Consider the following 18748-nt stretch of genomic DNA (forward strand, 5'->3'; position numbering starts at 1 on the left):
GCGGTGGAAAACGGCGGGAGTTCCTGGCTCACCCGGTCGCGTGCGCGTGCTGCGCTGCTGCCGGGCTCACAGTGGCGGGACCGCGCCGGGATCTCACCGGGCTTCCTCCCCTGACGCCGTCTTCGGCGGTGACGGACCGTGTGGCCCGCCGTTCAGCATAGTAAGGGCCGTCACGTCTCCGGCAGCAGGTGGCCTGTGTGATGGTCGGTATGCTCGCCGCCATGCCATCGGCCCCCTCGAACCGCCCGGACCGGGACGAAACTCCCGTACGGGACCGCGGTGATGCCTGCCCCGGCGCGCTGCGACTGCACACCGCGGACGACGGTGCGCTGGCGCGCGTCCGCGTGCCCGCGGGGGTGCTGAGCGCCCGGCAGGCGTACGCGCTGGCCGACGCGGCCGAGCGGCTCGGCGACGGCGCGCTCGACATCACGTCCCGCGGCAACCTTCAGCTGAGGGGCCTTGGCGGGGGCTGCGGCGGGGAGTTGGCGGCACTGCTGGACGCGGCGGGTCTGCTGCCCGCGCCCGCCCACGAGCGCGTGCGCAACGTCGTCGCCTCGCCGCTGTCCGGGCTGGACGGCCGCGGACACCTCGACGTGCAGCCGCTCGTACGCGAACTGGACGCGCTGCTGTGCGCGAGCGAGCGGGCCACGGCGCTGTCGGGCCGGTTCCTGTTCGCGCTGGACGACGGCCGCGGGGACATGGCGGGGCTCGGCGCGGATGTGATGTTGCTCGCAGAGCCGGGCGGGACGCGGGTGCGGGTCCTGCTCGGCGAGCAGACGCTGACGGTCGGCAGGCAGGACGGCGCGCGTGCGCTGCTGCTCGCGGCCGAGGCGTTCCTGGACGCGGCGGACGCCGGCGGCACGAGGGCGTGGCGGGTGCGGGAACTCCCTCCGGAGTACGCGGTGTCGCGCCAGGAACTCGCGCGCCGGCTGGGCGACGCGGGTATCGCGGCGGGTGCGGGTGCGGGTGCGGGTGCGGGTGCTGACGCGTCGCCCGGTGCGTCCGTGTTGCCCCGGTCCGGGCCGGGACCGGACGCCGTCCCGGCCGCGCGCGGCCAGGACGCCGACGTGGCCGCCGGGCCCGGACGGGGCGGCGAGCCCGCCACCCCCGTGCCCGGTGTCGTCCACGGCGCGCGAGGCGCCGCCTCGCTCCACGTCGGCGTCGCCCTCGGACGGATGCGTGTCGCGCAGTGGCGCCTGCTCGCCCGGACCGCCGAGACGTACGGCACCGGCGAGTTGCGCGTCACGCCCTGGCGCGGCGTCGTCCTTCCCGGCGTTCCCGGCGCACTCCTGCCCGGCCTCGCCGACGCGGGCCTCGTCACCGGGCCCGACTCGCCCTGGACCGGCGTCGGCGCCTGCACCGGACGGCCCGGCTGCGCCAAGTCCCTCGCCGACGTACGGGCCGACGCCACCGCGCGCATCGCCGCCGGCGCGGGCGGGCTGCCTGTGTACTGGTCCGGCTGCGAACGCCGTTGCGGGCACCCCCAGGGCGCCTGGGTGGACGTCGTCGCGACCGGCGACGGCCGCTACGACCTGACCGCACCCGGAGTACCGCGGCACACCGTCCCCCTGACCGAGCTCGCCGACGCCCTCGCGGCGGCGCGCACCGACCCCACCGACCCCACCGAACGACCGACGAAGTGAGCGAGAGCACAGTGTTCGACTACGAGAAGGACGGCGCGGAGATCTACCGCCAGTCCTTTGCCACGATCCGCGCGGAGGCGGACCTCGCCGGGCTGCCGGCCGAGGTCTCCCAGGTCGCGGTCCGCATGATTCACGCCTGCGGGATGGTCGACCTCGTCCGCGACCTCGCCCACTCCCCGGACGTCGTCCTGCACGCCCGCGCCGCCCTGCGCGCCGGCGCGCCGATCCTGTGCGACGCGCAGATGGTGGCGAGCGGCGTCACCCGCAAGCGGCTGCCCGCCGACAACGAGGTGATCTGCACGCTCTCCGACCCGTCCGTGCCCGCGCTCGCCGCCGAGATGGGCACCACGCGCAGCGCCGCCGCCCTCGAACTGTGGCGCGACCGGCTGGAGGGCTCCGTCGTCGCCGTCGGCAACGCCCCCACCGCGCTGTTCCGGCTCCTGGAGATGATCGAGCAGGGGGCGCCCCGCCCCGCCGCCGTCATCGGCGTTCCCGTCGGCTTCATCGGCGCCGCCGAGTCCAAGGACGCCCTGGCCGCCCACCCCCTGGGCCTCGAGCACCTCGTGGTGCGCGGCCGCCGCGGCGGCAGCGCCATGGCCGCCGCCGCCGTCAACGCGATCGCGAGCGAGGCGGAGTAGTGAGCGACGACCAGAAGACGACGGGGCGCCTCTACGGCGTCGGGCTCGGCCCCGGCGACCCGGAGCTGATGACCCTGCGCGCCGCGCGCATCATCGCCGAGGCGGACGTGATCGCGTACCACTGCGCGCGCCACGGCCGTTCCATCGCCCGCTCCATCGCCGCCCCGCATCTGCGCCCCGACCACATCGAGGAGCGCTTGATGTACCCGATCACGGTCGAGACGACCGACCACCCCGGCGGGTACCGCGGCGCGCTCGACGACTTCTACGAGGAGGCGGCGGCCCGGCTCGCCGAGCACCTCGACGCCGGGCGGACGGTGGCCGTCCTCGCCGAGGGCGACCCGTTCTTCTACGGCTCCTACCAGCACATGCACAAGCGGCTCGCGCACCGCTACCCGACCGAGGTCGTGCCCGGCGTCACCTCCATCAGTGCCGCCGCGGCCCGGCTCGGGACCCCGCTGTGCGAGGCGGAGGAGGTCCTCACGGTCATCCCCGGCACGCTGCCGGAAGAGGAGCTGACCGCCCGTCTCGCCGCGACCGACTCGGCCGTCGTGATGAAGCTCGGCCGCACCTTCCCCGCCGTACGCCGCGCGATGGAGACCTCGGGCCGGCTGGACGAGGCCCGGTACGTGGAGCGGGCCACGATGAACGGCGAACGGACCGGGCGACTGGCCGACATCGATCCGGAGTCGGTGCCGTACTTCTCCGTCGCCGTCGTGCCGAGCCGTATCGCCAACCCGCGGCCGGAGCCGGAGCGCGGCGAGGTCGTGGTCGTCGGCACGGGGCCCGCCGGCCCGTTGTGGCTGACGCCCGAGACGCGCCGCGCGCTCGCCGACGCCGACGAACTCGTCGGTTACACCACGTACCTGGACCGCGTCCCGCACCGCCCCGGCCAGATCCGGCACGGCTCCGACAACAAGGTGGAGTCCGAACGCGCCGAGTTCGCCCTGGACCTGGCGCGGCGCGGACGGCGGGTCGCGGTCGTCTCGGGCGGCGACCCGGGCGTCTTCGCCATGGCCACGGCGGTACTGGAGGTCGCCTCCCAGGAGGAGTACCGGGACGTGCCCGTACGGGTGCTGCCGGGCGTGACCGCCGCGAACGCGGCGGCGGCCGCCGCCGGCGCCCCGCTCGGCCACGACTACGCCACGATCTCCCTGTCCGACCGGCTCAAGCCCTGGGAGGTCATCGCGGAGCGCCTGCGCGCGGCGGTCTCGGCGGACCTGGTCCTGGCGATCTACAACCCGGGCTCCCGCTCCCGTACCCATCAGGTCGCGGCCGCCCGTGACCTGCTGCTCGAACTCCGTTCGCCCGAGACCCCGGTGGTCGTGGCGCGGGACGTGGGCGGCCCGGAACAGTCGGTGCGGGTGGTGACCCTGAAGACGCTGGAGCCCTCCGAGGTCGACATGCGCACGCTGCTGCTGATCGGCTCGTCCCGGACCCAGGCGGTCGAGCGTGGCGACGGCCGCACGATCGCCTGGACGCCGCGCCGCTACGGGTGAGGGCGCCGAGGCCGTGAAACGCCGTGGTGGCCGTGGGCGGCTGGGGGAACTCCTCGCAGCGGACGACGAGACCGTTGAACTGGGTCCAGCTCACCGAACTCGGCGCTCCCGCCGCGAGCTGAGGCACCCGCGAACGAGGCCGCAGCACCCCGCGAGGGGGCGGCGGCCTCAGCCGTGCACCCAGGCCGCCGCTTCCTCGACCGTCGCGGCCACCCGCACGCCCTCGGGCACCGGCGGTCTGCGCACGACCACCACCGGGATGCCCGCATCGCGGGCCGCGCGGAGCTTCGGGGCGGTCGCCGCGCCGCCGCTGTCCTTCGTCACCAGGACGTCGACGCGGTGGGTGCGCAACAACTCGCTCTCGCCGTCGAGGGTGAAGGGGCCCCGGTCCAGGAGGATTTCGGTGCGGGCCGGCATCGGGGCCTCCGGCGCGTCCACCGACCGGACGAGGAACCACTGCGGGCAGTCCGCGAAGGCGGCGAGCCCCATCCGCCCGGTCGTCAGGAACACCCGCTCCCCGAGGCCGTCCAGTGCGCGGGCCGCCTCCGTCAGCGAGCCGACCGGGTGCCAGTCGTCGCCCTCGACCGGGACCCAGCCGGGGCGGCGCAGTGCCAGCAGGGGAACATGGGCTGTGGCGGCCGCCCGGGCCGCGTTGAAGCTGATCCGCTCGGCGAAGGGATGGGTGGCGTCGATGACCGCGTCCACGTGGTGTGCGCGCACCCAGTCCACGAGCCCGTCCACACCGCCGAACCCGCCGACCCGTACCTCGCCCACCGGCAGCCGGGGGCTCGCGACGCGCCCGGCGAGTGAGCTGGTGACATGGACCTCGGGATGCAGGGTCGCGGCGAGGGCGCGGGCCTCGGTGGTCCCGCCGAGAATGAGTACGTGCACGGGAGTCCTTTCATGAGTTCAGGCGGCGGGCGGGACGCCCAACTCAAGCACACCGGTCTGCGGCCCGGATGGACGACCGGGGCGTGCGCCACGGCGGCGACCACGGCCGCGTACACGGCGCTGCTCACCGGGGAGTTCCCGGACCCGGTGACGATCACGTTGCCGAAGGGCCAGACGCCCTCCTTCGCCCTGGCCGTCGAAGCCCTGACCGGCTCGTCGTCCGCCATGGCCGGGATCGTCAAGGACGCCGGCGACGACCCGGACGTGACGCACGGCGCGCTGGTCCGGGCGACGGTCCGCCTGCTGCCGGCCGGTTCCGGAGTCGTCTTCCGGGCCGGACCCGGCGTCGGCACGGTCACGCTGCCCGGCCTGCCCCTGGAGGTGGGCGAACCGGCGATCAACCCGGTTCCGCGCCAGATGATGCGCGACCACGTCGCGCTCGTGGCGGGCCGGCACGGCGGCACGGGGGACGTCGAGATCACCGTCTCCGTCGACGACGGCGAGGAGATCGCCCGCTCCACGTGGAATCCGCGGATCGGCATCCTCGGCGGTCTGTCCGTCCTCGGGACGACCGGCATCGTCGTCCCGTACTCCTGCTCGGCCTGGATCGACTCCATCCGCCGCGGTGTGGACGTGGCCCGCGCGGCGGGCCTGACGCACGTGGCGGGCTGTACGGGTTCGACCTCCGAGAAGACGGTGACGACGCTCTACGACCTGCCGGAGATCGCCCTGCTCGACATGGGCGACTTCGCGGGCGCGGTGCTGAAGTATGTGCGGCGGCATCCGGTCGACCGGCTCACCGTCTGCGGCGGCTTCGCCAAACTCTCCAAGCTGGCGGCCGGTCACCTGGACCTGCACTCGGCCCGCTCCCAGGTCGACAAGGGCTTCCTCGCGGATCTGGCCCGCGCGGGCGGCGCGTCCGAGTCCCTCGCCGCGGAGATCGCCACGGCCAACACGGGCCTGGCGGCGCTGCGCCTGTGCGAGGCGGCGGGCGTCCCGCTCGGCGACCTCGTCGCGGCTAGGGCCCGCGACGAGGCCCTGTCGGTCCTGCGGGGGGCGCCGGTGACGGTGGACGTGGTGTGCATCGACCGCGCGGGGACGGTGGTGGGCCGGTCGGCCCCGGCGGGGCCGTGAGCCGTTTTCCCGGCTGCGCCGTACGCGGGTCTGGGGGCTGCTGTGCCCCGAGGGCGCGGGTTGTGGCGCATGGGGTGATGTCCCCACACCCCGCCCCTCCCCGAAACTCTGACGAGACCCGGGGCTTCGCCACGGCCCCGGCCGTGCGCGGGCTGCGCCGCGCGGGATCTGGCCACCGTTGTGGGTAACTGTTCCGCTGGGCGATGGGGCACCCGGACGGAGTCCGGGGGAGGGTGGGCACAACGCCACGGGGGCGTCGCACGGTTCGGGGCGCTCTCGGCCCGGGGGGCCTGCGCTGGGCCCTGTACCGGGCGCATCCCGGGGCGGCCCCGTCAGCAGGTGTGGCGGTCGCGTTCCGGGGAGTACAGATGGCTGTCGCGGAACTGCGTCGCCGCCAGCGTGCGGCCCACCAGGATCACCGCCGTCCGCGTCACCCCCGCCGACTTCACCTGGTCCGCGATGTCCTCCAGCGTGCCCCGCAGGACCAGTTCGTCCGGGCGGCTCGCCATCGCGACGACCGCCGCCGGGCAGTCCTTGCCGTAGTGCGGGACCAGTTCGTCGACGACCCGGTCCACATAGCGCGCCGCCAGGTGCAGCACCAGCAGCGCCCCGCTCCTGCCCAGCGTCGCCAGGTCCTCGCCCTCCGGCATCGGCGTCGCCTGCTGGGCGATACGCGTCAGGATCACCGTCTGGCCCACGGTCGGGACCGTGAGCTCCCGCTTCAGCGCCGCGGCCGCCGCCGCGAACGCCGGTACGCCCGGGACCACTTCGTACGGCACGCCCGCCGCGTCCAGCCGCCGCATCTGCTCGGCGACCGCGCTGAAGACCGACGGGTCGCCCGAGTGCAGCCGGGCGACGTCGTGGCCCTCCTCGTGGGCGCGGACCAGCTCGGCCGTGATGGCGTCCAGGTCCATCCGGGCCGTGTCCACCAGGCGCGCGTCCGGCGGGCATTCGGCCAGCAGTTCCGTGGGGACCAGGGAGCCCGCGTACAGGCAGACTCCGCACGACGCCAGCGTGCGCGCGCCGCGCACGGTGATCAGGTCGGCGGCTCCGGGGCCCGCACCGATGAAGTACACGGTCATGACAGTTCTCCGCTCTTGGTGACGGACCATTGGGTGACCGGCATCGCCTGGCGCCAGCCGGTGAACCCGCCGACGGGCACGGCGTGCGCGACCGCGAGCCGTACGAGCTCGCCGCCCAGCGCGCGGTACCGCTCGGCGAGCAGCGCCTCGGACTCCAGCGTCACGGTGTTGGCGACCAGCCGGCCGCCGGGCGCCAGCGCGTCCCAGCAGGCGTCCAGCAGGCCGGGGACGGTCAGCCCGCCGCCGATGAACACGGCGTCGGGCGCGGGCAGCCCGGCCAGGGCCTCGGGCGCCGCTCCGCGCACGACGCGCAGGGCGGGCACGCCGAGGGTGTCGGCGTTGCGGGCGATGCGCTCGGCGCGCACCGCGTCGCGTTCGACGGTGACCGCGCGGCACGACGGATGCGTACGCATCCACTCGATCGCGATCGACCCCGACCCGCCGCCGATGTCCCACAGGAGTTCGCCGGGCGCGGGCGCGAGCGCCGCGAGGGTGGCGGCGCGGACATGGCGCTTGGTGAGCTGGCCGTCGTGCTCGTACGCCTCGTCCGGCAGACCCGGCGCGGCGGACAGCCGCAGGGCGCCGGGCGCGCGGCGGCAGTCGAGGGCGATGACGTTCAGCGGGTCGACGGCGCCGGCGGCGTCGGTGTCCCAGGTGTCGGCGGTGCCGTCTACGTGCCGTTCGGCGTCGGCGCCGAGCTGTGCGAGCACACGCATCCGCGTCGGGCCGTAGCCGCGCTCCCGCAACAGGGCGGCGACCTCGGCGGGCGTGTCCGCCCCCGTGCTGAGCACCAGCAGGCGGCGCCCGTCGTGCAGCGCGGCGGCGAGGCGGGCCGCCGGGCGGCCGACGAGTGTGACGACGCCGGTGTCCTCGACGGGCCAGCCGAGCCGGGCGCACGCGTACGAGACGGAGGACGGATGCGGCAGCACGCGCAGCGCGTGGGGCCCGAGCTCGTCGGCGAGGGCGCGCCCGATGCCGTGGAAGAAGGGGTCGCCGCTGGCGAGGACGGCGACGCGGCGTCCGGCGTGCGCGGCGAGGAGCCCGGGGACGGCGGCGCGCAGGGGGCTGGGCCACGGCACCTGTTCGCCGCCGCACTCGCCGGGCAGCAGCGCCAGCTGCCGCGTACCGCCGATGATCACCTCGGCTCCGCGCAGGGCGTCCTGGGAGGCGAGGGCGAGCCCCGGCCAGCCGTCCGCGCCGATCCCGACGACGGTCACTGCAGGTGGGGGCGGTGCGGGGGTCACGGAGTCGGGTACCTCGGGAAGCGGGGGAGGGGACGGAGCCGCACTCTACTGTCCGCCCGGGACCGTCCTGACGGGCCCCCGCCGCTTTTCCTCCCCGGGACCCGACGCTCGCGGCCTGTCAGTGGCGCGCGGCACACTGGACGCATGTGCCGCAGCATCAAGACCCTTCGTCCGCCCGTGCTCCCCGAGGAGGCCACCGAGGAGGACATGCGCGCCGCCGCTCTGCAGTACGTGCGCAAGGTGTCCGGCTTCCGGGCGCCCGCCGCGCACAACCGGGAGGTGTTCGAGCAGGCCGTCGACGACATCACCGAGGCCACCCGCAGGCTCCTCGAAGGGCTCGAGGTGCGCGGCGGGGCCGTCAGGCGGCCGGCGCCGGACGCCGCATGACGTAGGCGGCCAGCGACCCGGCCGCGAACAGCGCCAGCACCGACACCGCCGCGCCGACCCAGCTCGCGCCGAGCCACTGGCCGCCGAAGTAACCGAGGCCGACGCTGTAGCCGGCCCAGGCAAGGCCGGCCAGGGCCGACCACGGGAGGAACTCCCTCACCGTGCGTCGTGCGGCGCCCGCGCCCAGCGAGACCACCGACCGTCCGGCGGGCGCGAAGCGGGCGATGACGACGAGCGCTCCGCCGCCGCGGCTGAGCGCGGCGCCGAGACGTTCCTGCGCTCTGGTCAGGCGGCGGGAGCGGGCGATGGCCCGGTCGAAGCGGTCGCCGCCGCGCCAGGCGAGCCGGTAGGCGACCAGATCGCCCAGCACGGACGCGGTCGCCGCGCAGAGCACGAGGACGAGCAGGGAGGGGACTTCGCGCTGCACCTGCCCCGCCGCGTCCGCGACGGCCGCCGTGGAGCCCGCGGCGGCAGCGGTCGCGGCCGTGATCACCAGCACACCGCTGGGCAGGACGGGCAGGAAGACGTCGAGGAGGACGGACAGGGCCACGACGGCGTAGATCCATGGGCTGCCGGTCAGCGACCCCACACTCTCCAGCACCTTGTTCTCTCCCCGGTTCCGGTGACAAGGCCGCTGTGTCGCGAGGGGCGCCAGGGGGCGGCTTGACAGCTGTACAGCGTACGCCCGGGTGACGCGCGGAGATCGGGAGGGGGCGGGAGGGGAGCCAGATGTCGTACACCGCGTGAACCCCCAGGGGGCGCGTACGACAGGCGCGCGGAACGCGAAGCGCCCGGCCCCTCGTGACGAGGGACCGGGTGCCGCCGCACTCCGCGCGCGAGGCGCCCGGCTGGGACACGGGCGGCCCAACGGCCGGTGCGGGAAAGAGCGGTTGGGACGTCAGGCGGTCACGGCCGCCTTCTCCCCGCGGGCGCCCTCGCCCTCCCGCTCCGCGCCGCGCGCGCCGAACAGGCCGTCGAGCGCGAGCGCGCCGGGGCCGGTGAAGACCAGCAGCAGGAACGCCCAGCAGAACATGGCGGACGCCTCGCCGCCGTTCTGGAGCGGGAACAGCGACTCCGGCTGGTGCACCGAGAAGTAGGCGTACGCCATCGAGCCGGACGCGAGGAACGCGGCGGTGCGCGTGCCGAGGCCGAGCAGCACCAGCGCGCCGGCGACGAGCTGGATGACCGCCGCGTACCAGCCGGGCCAGACGCCGGTCTCCACGGTGGTGCCGTTCATCCCGCCGAGCACGCCGAACAGGGATGCGGCGCCGTGGCACAGGAACAGCAGGCCGACGACGATGCGGAACAGCCCGAGCGCGTACGGCTGCGCCTGATGCAGCCGACCGGAAAATGTGGGGGTTGCCATGGGACTCCTTCGGTCATGGGGGACGGAACCGATGAGGAGGCCAGGTTAGGCGGACCTAATTCATACTTGCAAGTTCAACATTCTGCCGCCGTCCGATTTCCGCCCCGCTCTGGATGCCGGCCTCGATGTCCCTGCGCGGGCCGCGGCCCGCGCCCGCGAGCGGCGGGGCGAGCGAACGCAGGGCCGCGCGCGCGACCGCGTCGGCATCCGACAGCGTCACCGAGTCCACGCCCGGCCGGGCGCCCGCCGCGGTCACCCAGTGCACGCCCTCGGTGGGCACGCCGAACGCGAACCGCCGTGGATGCGCCCGCCCCTGACGGTTGACCAGACGGTACGGGCGCGGTGTGACATCCAGACCTCCGGTTTCGTAACCGTCGATGGCGTGAGGGCGGCACTGGCCTGTCTTCAGCAGCCGGCCGAGCAGCTCGTCGCACGTCCTGCGCAGATCCGGCTCCGGCAGCCGCGCCTCGATGAGCGTGGTGAACGTCACGGCCGATCCCGGCACGTCCGGCGACTGCGCCGTGAACAGCCCGGCCTCGGTGCCCACCGACATCCGCGGCCCCACCACCTCCAGGACGCCCGCCTCGATCAGCGCCGTCATCTCCTCGATCCTGCGCCGGGGCGGGCCGATGGAGAGGAACGCGTTCAGCGGCGTGTACCAGCGGTCGAGGTGGTCGCGGCGGGACGTACCGGTCAGGCCTCCGTGGTCGACGATCAGGCGCAGCTCGTTGCGGACGTCGCGCAGCACGTCGAGAGCCGCCTTCACCGGGCCCTCGACGTTGCCGAGCCCGGCGTGCGCGGCGTCTGCGCGCAGATACGCGAGGAGCCAGGCCCGGTGACCGGCGCGGGAGGTGAAGACCTCGCCCCGGTGCGGGCGTGCGAGGCGGTCCCACGACCAGCGGTCCGCCTCCGCCACGCCGAACGCCTCCAGCGTCTCGGCCTCCTCCGCACTGCCGTGGCCCGCCGCCAGGAACCGCTCACGGAAGGAGCCCGCGCCCGCGCCCCCGCCCGCGGTCTCACGCTCCCGGACCGCCGGCAGGGACGCGTAGTAGACGGTCTCCACCTCCTTGGCGACCAGCGGCCAGATCTCCGAGAGGAAGTCGGCCGGGTGCCCGGCCTCGGCCCGCTCGCGGAAGCCGGCGATCACCTCCGGAGTCAGCACCAGCGGTTCGTGCCGTCCCGACGGGCCCTTCGCGTTGTCGCCGCGCGCCTGGTGGGGCACGCCCCGCCGCGAGCCCGCGTAGAGCTTCGGCTCGCGCCCGGACGGACGGTAGACGAGCCCCCGCTCCCCGTCGCGGACGAACGAGCCGCCGCGGCCGGTCGTCAACAGGGCCAGGTGGTCGAAGAAGCTGAGTCCCAGGCCGCGCAGCAGCACCCGCTCCCCGGCGGCGATGCCCGACAGGTCGAGGTCGGCCGGGTTGGCGGGCGGGAAGTGGCGCAGCCGCGGGCGGCGGGCCGCGTAGTCGGCGAGCTGCGCCGTGGACTGGCGCGAAACCACCGGCAGATGGCCCTGCGCGAGCACGACCGCGCTCAGCCCGGACAGCAGCGTGCCGTCGTCGAGCCGGAGCGACTGCAGCGGGTCCCGTACGTCGGCCGGGGCGTCCCGGTCGTCCTCCAGCCGTACGGCGAGGGCCCGGTGCACCCGTACCCGCACCGCCTCCGGTGCCGAGCCCACCGTGCGGGCGAAGGCCCATTCCAGGTAGCGCCCGTAGCAGGCGCGGGTGGGGTAGTCGTCGGGGCCGAGTCGCTCGCCGGGCCGGCCGGCGGCCCACTCGTACAGGCTCGGCCCCGGGCGTATCGGCCCCTCGCAGGCGACGCTGTCGTCCGTGAACACCGTCACCTGCGAGGCCACCGTGTTCATGAGCAGCTCGGCGTTCTGGTCGGTGCGCCACACGCGGCCGGCGCCGGGCGCGGCGGGGTCGACGACATGGACGGTCAGGGGCGTGTCCGGGGCGAGGTCCGGGACGGAGGCGCAGAGCCGTTCGAGGAAACACGTGCCGCGGGGGCCTGCTCCGACGAGGGCTATCGCAAAGGGGCGGGGGGACTGCGCGGAACCTGCGGACAACACTGACTCCCGGGGCATGTGGGGTGCGCGACGGGCGCTGGAAGCGGATCGTCCACCTCATCATGCCGGTGTCACGCCGCAGGCCGCCGGGCCGGGTCCGCGTCACACGCCCCGCACGGCCGGAACGCGACGCCCGGTCAGGGGCCGTCCGTCAGGGTCCGCTCCAGCACGGTCGTCAGCCGCGGGGCCGCTCCGCCCCGCACCTCCTCTTGGCCCTCCGCCTTCTGGAGCCGCAGCGCGGCGGAACGGCCCCGCAGCGTCAGGGTCATCAGCTGGTTGCCGAACCACGGACCGCCCGTACGCCGCCAGTTCACGGACGGGGCGCCCGTGCGGCCGTGCCGGGCCAGCGCGCGGCCCAGCAGCCTCCCGAACCGGCTCCAGCCGAACCGGAACCCGACCCGGATCGCCGCGGGCACCGAATTGTGCAGGGGCGAGCACGTCAGCTGGAGCACCCGTGCCGCGGGCCGCCCGGCCGCCGGCCACACCGGCTCCGCCACATACGCGTGGTGCACGTCGCCGGAGAGCACGCACACCGTCGCGGGGGCGCCCTCACCGGCGCCCGCCTCCGCGATCATGCGCGTCAGCTTCTCGAACGACGCCGGGAACGCCGCCCAGTGCTCCAGGTCCGCGCCTTGGCGCACCCGCTCGCTCAGCCGCGCCCAGCGCGCGCCGCGCCCACCCCGGCACAGCGCCGCGTTCCACTCCTCCACGTCGTGGATCAGGGGCGGCAGCAGCCACGGGAGCGAGCTGCCGACGAGCAGGTGGTCGAGCGAGCCCCGGCCGTCGAGCGCCTGGTCCCGCAGCCACGTGGCCTCCTGCGGGTCGAGCATCGCCCGGGCCTGCTCCTCCAGCACGCGGCCGGCCCGCGTGTCGACCATCAGCACCCGGGTGCGGCCGAAGTCGCGGCGGTAGCTCCAGCGGACCGAGGCCGGGTCGGCATCCGCCCGCAGCGCGAACTTCCGCAGCGCGTCGGTCCCGTCCCCGGCCGCCCGCACCTGCCCGTACAGCTCGTCGGCGTCCAGTTCGGCGGGGGAGAGGTTGCCCAGGTGCTGGTACACCCAGTACGACATGAGTCCGCCGGTCACCCGCTCCTGCCACCACGGCCTCGCCCGCATGTCCGCGAGCCAGGACGCGCTGGTGTTCCAGTCGTCGACCAGGTCGTGGTCGTCGAAGATCATGCAGCTGGGGACCGTCGACAGCAGCCAGCGCAGCTCGGGGTCGAGCCAGGACTCGTCGTACAGGCGGGTGTACTCCTCGAAGTCCGCGACCTGCTCCGCCGGCGCCGAGGAGCCCGTGCCTGCCGCGGCCCGCCGCCCGGCGATCCACCGGCGGGTCGTGTCCGACGTCTCGTCCGCGTACACCTGGTCGCCGAGCAGAAGCAGCACGTCGGGCCGCCGGGCGGTGGGATCGGCGGCCAGCGCGGCGGCCAGGGTGTCCAGCACGTCGGGGCCCACCGGGTCGTGCCCGCCGGCGGGCGGCGCGGCCCAGCGGCAGGAGCCGAAGGAGACGACGACGTCCGCCGAGTGCGCCTCGGGCGTACGGATCGTGCTGGGCGGGAAGCGCGAGTCGGGCAGCGGCCACACCCGCTCGCCGTCGAGCAGCACCTCGTACGCCGAGGTCGTGCCCGGCGTGAGACCGGTCACGACCACGAGCGCGTAGTGGTGGCCCGCGACGGCGAACGTGCGCGAGGAGCCGTGGCCGCCGCCTTCGCAGCGCACCTCGGCCGTGCACGGGCGGTCCGCCTCGACCCAGACGGTCGCGCTCGTGCCCGTGTCCCAGTCCACGTACCGCAGCAGCGGCCCCAGGCGCAGCCCGGCCATGTGTGCCCCTTCCGTCGCCCCGTACGGTACGGAACGACGGGAGGGGCGGCCTGGTTCCATCCGGCGGGCCCGGGCCCGGGGCCTGCGGTCAGCAGCCGTTGAGTATGGACTGGAGCGCGCTCTTCTCGGCGGAGTCGACCTTCAGGTTCCAGTAGTACTTGGTGTGCACCCACATCCGGGCGTACATGCAGCGGTACGAGGTGACCGAGGGCAGCCACTCGGCCGGGTCCTGGTCGCCCTTGGCCTGGTTGACGTTGTCGGTGACCGCGATCAGCTGCGGGCGGGTCAGGTCGTTGGCGAACTGCTGGCGCTTGGAGGTGGTCCAGCTGTTCGCGCCGGACCGCCACGCCTCGGAGAGCGGGACGATGTGGTCGATGTCGACGTCGGAGGCCGCGTACCAGGTGGCGCCGTCGTACGGGGAGTACCAACTGCCGCTCACGGCCGCGCAGCCGGAGTCCTGGACGACGTTCGAGCCGTCGCGCTCGAGGACGACCTCGCGGGTGTTGCAGGCGCCCGACTGGGTGATCCAGTGCGGGAACAGGTCACGGCTGTAGCCGGTCGAGGAGCCCTCGGGGGCGACGGTCAGCTGGCTCAGGTAGCTGCGGGCGGTGGAGGCGCTGACAGGAGTGGGCGGGGCGGCCTGCGCGGCGGGAGCGGTCGCCAGCAGGCCGGTGGCCGCGACGGCGGAGGCTGCGGCGAGGACGGCCGCCCGGCGGGCGTGACGCGCGTAGACACCAAACATGCGAACTCCTTTGGAGTGGGGGGATCGTGGCCACCCCTGCGCCCTTCGGTGCGGGAGGGGCCCAGGCGTGGCCATGCTGGCGGCGCCAGGTTGCTCGGGGATGGGCGCCAGGTAACAGAGTGACGACATGAGCACGTCACATCAAGGGTTCTGACGCACCGGCACCGTCCGCCCCGCGGGCTAGGGTTGCCGCGTGCTGCTGCCGGTCAACCTCACCCTCGGGGCCGTACTGGCCGTCCTGCTCGCCGTCGCGGCGACCGTCGCCGCCCTCGCCCACCTGGGCCGTTCCCGCGCGATCGCCGTCGCGGGCGTGCGCGCGGCGGCCCAACTCGCCGTCGTCTCCCTCGCGATCGGGTGGGTCGTCCAAGCCGTACCGCTGCTCCTCGCCTTCCTGCTGCTGATGTACGCCGTAGCCGTGCGCACCGCCGGGCGCCGCATCACCGTCAACTCCACCTGGTGGTGGGCAGCGCTCCCGATCGCCGCCGGCGTCCTCCCCGTCGTCGCGGCCCTGCTGCTGACCGGGCTCGTGCCCGTGAAGGGCATCACCCTCGTCCCCGTGACCGGCATCCTCATCGGCGGTGCGCTCACCGCGACCGTCCTCGGCGGCCGCCGGGCCCCTGGACGAACTGGCCCAGCGCCGCGGCGAGGTGGAAGCGGGCCTCGCCCTCGGTCTGCCGGACCGGGACGCCCGCATGGAAGTGGCCCGCGAGCCCGCCTCCGACGCCCTGCTGCCCGGTCTCGACCAGACCAGGACCGTCGGACTCGTCACGCTGCCGGGCGCGTTCGTCGGCATGCTGCTCGGCGGCGCGTCACCGGTGGAGGCGGGCGCGGTGCAACTCTTCGTGCTCGTCGCCCTGATGGCGGTCCAGGCCGTCGCCGTCGCGGTGGTGCTGGAACTCGTCGCCCGGGGCCGGCTGCACCGGGACGGCACGGACACTCCCTGACCGCGGCGGCGCGGCCCGTCGCCGGCCGGACCATCGGCTCGGCGGCGCTCCCCTCCCGCCGGCCCCGTGCACCGCGACGCCGCCCGTGCCCGGTGTGACGAAGGCCCCGGAGGCCGGGACCAAGGTCCCTGACAGGCCGGCCGGGCGGTCACGTATGCTGGCGGGACCGTAAGGGGAGTAGCTCTTCGCCGGAACGTCGACATACTGCCGGGCCTCGTGCCCGGCCGGCGCCCGGAGGCGGACTCGTCCGAGACCGCCAGCGAGACCTTCGGCCGCAGTGTCCATGTCATTCATGGCGCTGCCGTGCCGAAGCGACCCCTGAAACGCTCAGGACTCTCGGCAGGGCCGCGCCCGACCGATTGAGGTTTTCCCTCCATGATCAGCTTTACCGTCATGGCGATCACGTTCGGTGTCGTCTTCCTCGCCGAGCTGCCCGACAAGACCGCCCTGGCCGGTCTGATGCTCGGCACCCGGTACCGCGCCTCGTACGTCTTCGCCGGGGTGGCCGCCGCCTTCGCCGTCCACGTCGGGCTCGCCATCGCGGCCGGCAGCGTGCTCACCCTGCTGCCGCACCGGCTGGTGCAGGCCGTCGTCGGCCTGCTGTTCCTCGCCGGTGCGCTGATGCTGCTCCTGAAGAAGGACGACGGCGACGAGGAGAGCATCAAGGCTCCGGCGGACCAGTCCTTCTGGAAGGTCTCGGGGGCCGGGTTCATGCTCATCCTCGTCGCCGAGTTCGGTGACCTGACCCAGATCATGACCGCCAACCTCGCGGCCCGTTACGACAACCCCGTCTCCGTCGGCCTCGGCGCCGTGCTGGCGCTGTGGGCCGTCGCCGCGATCGGGATCCTCGGCGGCCGGACGCTGATGAAGTACGTGCCGCTGCGGCTGATCACCAGGATCGCCGCCGCGCTGATGCTGGCCCTGGCCGCGTTCAGCCTGTACGAGGCCCTCGCGGGCTGACCGCCTCGGCGGTCGCCCCCGGGCGGGCCGGGCGGTTCGCCGGCCGTGGCCGTCCGCACACGCCGGACCTTGCCCCTGCGGGCAAGGCCCGGCGCGGGAAGGCGGACGCCGTCAGGCGCTGAGTGCGATCGTGCCGTCGGGGCGGGCGGTCACCGTGAGGTGCGTCAGATCCGGCACGTACAGGTCGGGGGCGAAGGCGGCGGCCCTCGGGCCGACGCCGACGACGCGCATGCCCGCCGCTCGGGCCGCCGTGATCCCGGCCTCGGAGTCCTCGAACGCCACGCAGTCCGCGGGGTCGTACCCGAGCTCGGCCGCGCCCTTGAGGAAGCCCTCCGGGTCGGGCTTGCTCGCGCCCACGCACTCGGCGGTCACCCGCACCGCGGGCATCGGCAGTCCTGCCGCGTTCATCCGGGCCGTGGCCAGCGCCTCGTCCGCCGAGGTCACCAGGGCGTGCGGGAGGCCGGCGATCGCGGCCAGGAAGGCGGGCGCGCCCTCGACGGGTACGACGCCGTCCGTGTCGGCGGTCTCCTGGGCGAGCAGGACGCGGTTGTCCGCGTAGTTCTGCTCCATGGGCCGGTCGGGGAGGAGGACGGCCATGGTCGCGTAGCCCTGGCGTCCGTGGACGACCTTGAGCGCCTCGTCGGGGCCGAGCCCGTGCTCGACGGCCCAGGCGCGCCAGCAGCGTTCGACCACGGCGTCCGAGTTGACGAGGGTGCCGTCCATGTCCAGGAGCAGGGCACGGGCGGTCAGGACGGGCGTGGTGGTGGCCGGCATCGGCGTGGCTCCAGGGCGGGGGGAAGGAGACAGAGCGGTTCCGCCCGCCGGTCAGGGAGTACGGGCGGAACCACTTTGTTCCTACACGATACAAAAGAGGGGCGGTGCGCGCCACCCCGCCTCCGCGTCGGCCTCGTCACGGCTCGCTCGTCTCCGCCTCCAGGGACCGGCGCGTCTTCTGCCCGTAGACGCCGAGGGCGTCGCTCTTGATGCCGCGTGCCCACTGGTACCGCGCCACGGCGTCCTCGACGCTCTCGCTGTACTGCCCGTCCGCGGGGCCTTCGTACAGCCCGATCTCCGCCAGCCGCAGCTGGAGCTCGGTCACGGCGGGTCCGCTGTCGCCCTTCTGCAGGGTTTTCGCCGAGGACCGCCCCGGCTGCTCCTCCGACACGCCGCCGGTCGCCACAGCGGTCGACGGCGGCGCGCTCGGGGCCGGGGCCGCGGGAGCGGACCCGGCGGGTGCCGTGCCGTCCGCCGAGGCCGATGCGGAGGAGCGCCCCGACGAGGACGCCGACGCGGAAGGGGACGCCGACGCGGAGGAGGAGTCGGAGGGCGAACCGGTCACGGACGGGGGAGCGGACGGCGCGTCCGGGCCGACGTTGAGGCTGGGGCCGCTCGTGTCCCGGTCGGGCATCGACACGTGGTCCGGTTCGCGCTCCCCGGAGAACAGGCCGCCGGCGAACGCGACGGTCCCCGCGACGGCGAGAACGGCCGCGCCGACGACGACGGCGACGGCCGCGCGCCGCCGTGGCGCGCGCCCGGCGGGCGGGGCGGCGTCAGGGGCGTGGCCGTCGAGCGGAGGCAGCTCGTGCGCGTCGTCGTCCCACGCCGCGCCGGGCGCGCCGGGGGCTCGTACGACCCCGAAAGCCATGGTGGCGGCGTCCTCCGGCATGGCCTGCGGTACGGGAACGTGGTGCGCCCCGGGTCCACCCGGCGCGAGCGCCGGCCCGGCGGTCGCCTGCTCGGCTGTCTCGGGCCCGTCCACGCCGGGGGGCACAGCCCCGGCCGGACCGACCGGCCCGGTCGGCCAGGGCTCGCCGCGTGTCCCGACCGCGCCCACGCCGCCCGCGGCCCCCGCGTTCCCGGAGCCGATGACCCCGGCCCTCGCTCCGTCCGGCGCCTTCGGGCCCGCCGGCCTGACGGCTGCGGACCCCGTCGCCCCCGGCGTCATCCCGCCCGCAGGGCTGACGGCGCCGACGGTCGCGGTCGCGGGGCCGACGGCCCCCGCTGCTCCGGCCGCGGGCGGGAGCGGGCCGGCGGGCGGGAGCGGGCCCGCCGGCCGGACGGCCTCGGCTCCGGCCCCCGGCACGGTCCCGTCCGCGGGGCGGACGGGCTGCGGTCGCGGTGCCTCGCGGGGGAGCGGGGGCGGCGGGGGCGGCGGAGCCGTGTCGGGGAAGTCCGGGTCCGGGAGCGCCACATAGGGGCGTATCCGCAGCGGATCGTAGTCCTCCGCCGCGGCGGCACGCGCCTGGCGCTCCGCCCTCATCGCCTCCACCGCTCTCCGCGCGCAGTCGCATCCGGATCCGGCGCTGCCGTCCGCGCTCCGCGGTCTGCCGCAC

General features: G+C 75.1%; 16 protein-coding genes, 1 pseudogene and 1 riboswitch. Of the genes and pseudogenes, 7 read left to right on the top strand and 10 right to left on the bottom strand.

The features are described 5' to 3' along the window. Positions 1-17: 17 nt before the first annotated feature. Positions 18-108, bottom strand: a riboswitch (cobalamin riboswitch). A 113-nt stretch (positions 109-221) separates the two neighbouring features. The 3 genes from cobG (at position 222) to QFZ82_RS27560 (ending at position 3780) form a co-directional block, all read left to right on the top strand. Beyond that, a complete protein-coding gene (cobG, locus tag QFZ82_RS27550) occupies positions 222-1643 on the top strand; it encodes a precorrin-3B synthase (protein ID WP_307715709.1) in 1422 nt (473 codons plus the stop codon). Between the two features lie 11 nt (positions 1644-1654). Continuing rightward, positions 1655-2281: a precorrin-8X methylmutase gene (locus QFZ82_RS27555; RefSeq protein WP_177150061.1), complete on the top strand. Its 627-nt coding sequence runs from the start codon at positions 1655-1657 to the stop codon at positions 2279-2281. 68 nt (positions 2282-2349) lie between these two features. Further along, entirely contained in the window at positions 2350-3780 is a 1431-nt protein-coding gene (locus QFZ82_RS27560; protein ID WP_307717860.1) for a precorrin-2 C(20)-methyltransferase, read from the top strand. A gap of 168 nt (positions 3781-3948) precedes the next feature. On the opposite strand, the gene QFZ82_RS27565 is transcribed toward QFZ82_RS27560, so the two are convergent. Then, positions 3949-4671 carry a cobalt-precorrin-6A reductase gene (locus QFZ82_RS27565; protein WP_307715710.1) on the bottom strand — a complete coding sequence of 241 codons (723 nt, stop codon included), beginning with the start codon at positions 4669-4671 and terminating at the stop codon, positions 3949-3951. A gap of 12 nt (positions 4672-4683) precedes the next feature. Between QFZ82_RS27565 and QFZ82_RS27570 the strand changes: the two genes are divergently transcribed. Continuing rightward, on the top strand, positions 4684-5805 hold the full coding sequence (locus QFZ82_RS27570; RefSeq protein ID WP_307715711.1) for a cobalt-precorrin-5B (C(1))-methyltransferase: 1122 nt from the start codon (positions 4684-4686) through the stop codon (positions 5803-5805). Between the two features lie 332 nt (positions 5806-6137). On the opposite strand, the gene cobM is transcribed toward QFZ82_RS27570, so the two are convergent. Both cobM and cbiE read right to left on the bottom strand, forming a co-directional pair. Continuing rightward, positions 6138-6887, bottom strand: coding sequence for a precorrin-4 C(11)-methyltransferase (gene cobM, locus QFZ82_RS27575; RefSeq protein WP_307715712.1), 750 nt, complete (start codon positions 6885-6887; stop codon positions 6138-6140). Next, on the bottom strand, positions 6884-8131 hold the full coding sequence (gene cbiE / locus QFZ82_RS27580) for a precorrin-6y C5,15-methyltransferase (decarboxylating) subunit CbiE (RefSeq protein ID WP_307715713.1): 1248 nt from the start codon (positions 8129-8131) through the stop codon (positions 6884-6886). The genes cobM and cbiE overlap by 4 nt, the downstream gene beginning before the upstream one ends. Positions 8132-8275: 144 nt before the next feature. Here cbiE and QFZ82_RS27585 point away from each other — a divergent pair, with 144 nt between their 5' ends. Next, a complete protein-coding gene (locus tag QFZ82_RS27585; protein ID WP_307715714.1) occupies positions 8276-8518 on the top strand; it encodes a DUF2277 domain-containing protein in 243 nt (80 codons plus the stop codon). On the opposite strand, the gene QFZ82_RS27590 is transcribed toward QFZ82_RS27585, so the two are convergent. The 5 genes from QFZ82_RS27590 to QFZ82_RS27610 all read right to left on the bottom strand — a co-directional run bounded on the left by QFZ82_RS27590 (position 8490) and on the right by QFZ82_RS27610 (position 14511). Beyond that, complete coding sequence (locus QFZ82_RS27590; RefSeq protein ID WP_307715715.1) at positions 8490-9119, bottom strand: DedA family protein; 630 nt, start codon at positions 9117-9119, stop codon at positions 8490-8492. The two genes, QFZ82_RS27585 and QFZ82_RS27590, sit on opposite strands and share 29 nt — an antisense overlap. 297 nt (positions 9120-9416) lie before the next feature. After that, entirely contained in the window at positions 9417-9884 is a 468-nt protein-coding gene (locus tag QFZ82_RS27595) for a DoxX family protein (RefSeq protein WP_307715716.1), read from the bottom strand. Positions 9885-9939: 55 nt separating this feature from the next. Further along, positions 9940-11967 carry an FAD/NAD(P)-binding protein gene (locus QFZ82_RS27600; protein WP_373429333.1) on the bottom strand — a complete coding sequence of 676 codons (2028 nt, stop codon included), beginning with the start codon at positions 11965-11967 and terminating at the stop codon, positions 9940-9942. A gap of 119 nt (positions 11968-12086) precedes the next feature. Continuing rightward, positions 12087-13769: an alkaline phosphatase D family protein gene (locus QFZ82_RS27605; RefSeq protein WP_307715718.1), complete on the bottom strand. Its 1683-nt coding sequence runs from the start codon at positions 13767-13769 to the stop codon at positions 12087-12089. An 88-nt stretch (positions 13770-13857) separates the two neighbouring features. Then, positions 13858-14511, bottom strand: coding sequence for an HNH endonuclease family protein (locus tag QFZ82_RS27610; protein ID WP_307715719.1), 654 nt, complete (start codon positions 14509-14511; stop codon positions 13858-13860). Between the two features lie 193 nt (positions 14512-14704). On the opposite strand from QFZ82_RS27610, the pseudogene QFZ82_RS27615 reads away from it, so the two are divergent. Both QFZ82_RS27615 and QFZ82_RS27620 read left to right on the top strand, forming a co-directional pair. Beyond that, a pseudogene (locus tag QFZ82_RS27615) lies at positions 14705-15455 on the top strand (ABC transporter permease). Positions 15456-15830: 375 nt separating this feature from the next. Beyond that, a complete protein-coding gene (locus QFZ82_RS27620; RefSeq protein WP_307715720.1) occupies positions 15831-16415 on the top strand; it encodes a TMEM165/GDT1 family protein in 585 nt (194 codons plus the stop codon). A gap of 111 nt (positions 16416-16526) precedes the next feature. Here QFZ82_RS27620 and QFZ82_RS27625 read toward each other — a convergent pair whose 3' ends face one another. Together QFZ82_RS27625 and QFZ82_RS27630 are read right to left on the bottom strand one after the other, a co-directional pair. Further along, positions 16527-17189 (bottom strand): HAD-IA family hydrolase, encoded by a 663-nt coding sequence (locus QFZ82_RS27625; RefSeq protein WP_307715721.1) that lies wholly within the window; start codon positions 17187-17189, stop codon positions 16527-16529. Positions 17190-17325: 136 nt separating this feature from the next. Continuing rightward, positions 17326-18675: a peptidoglycan-binding protein gene (locus QFZ82_RS27630; protein ID WP_307715722.1), complete on the bottom strand. Its 1350-nt coding sequence runs from the start codon at positions 18673-18675 to the stop codon at positions 17326-17328. Positions 18676-18748: the final 73 nt, after the last annotated feature.

The sequence above is a fragment of the Streptomyces sp. V4I23 genome (genome assembly GCF_030817975.1).
GTDB lineage: Bacteria > Actinomycetota > Actinomycetes > Streptomycetales > Streptomycetaceae > Streptomyces.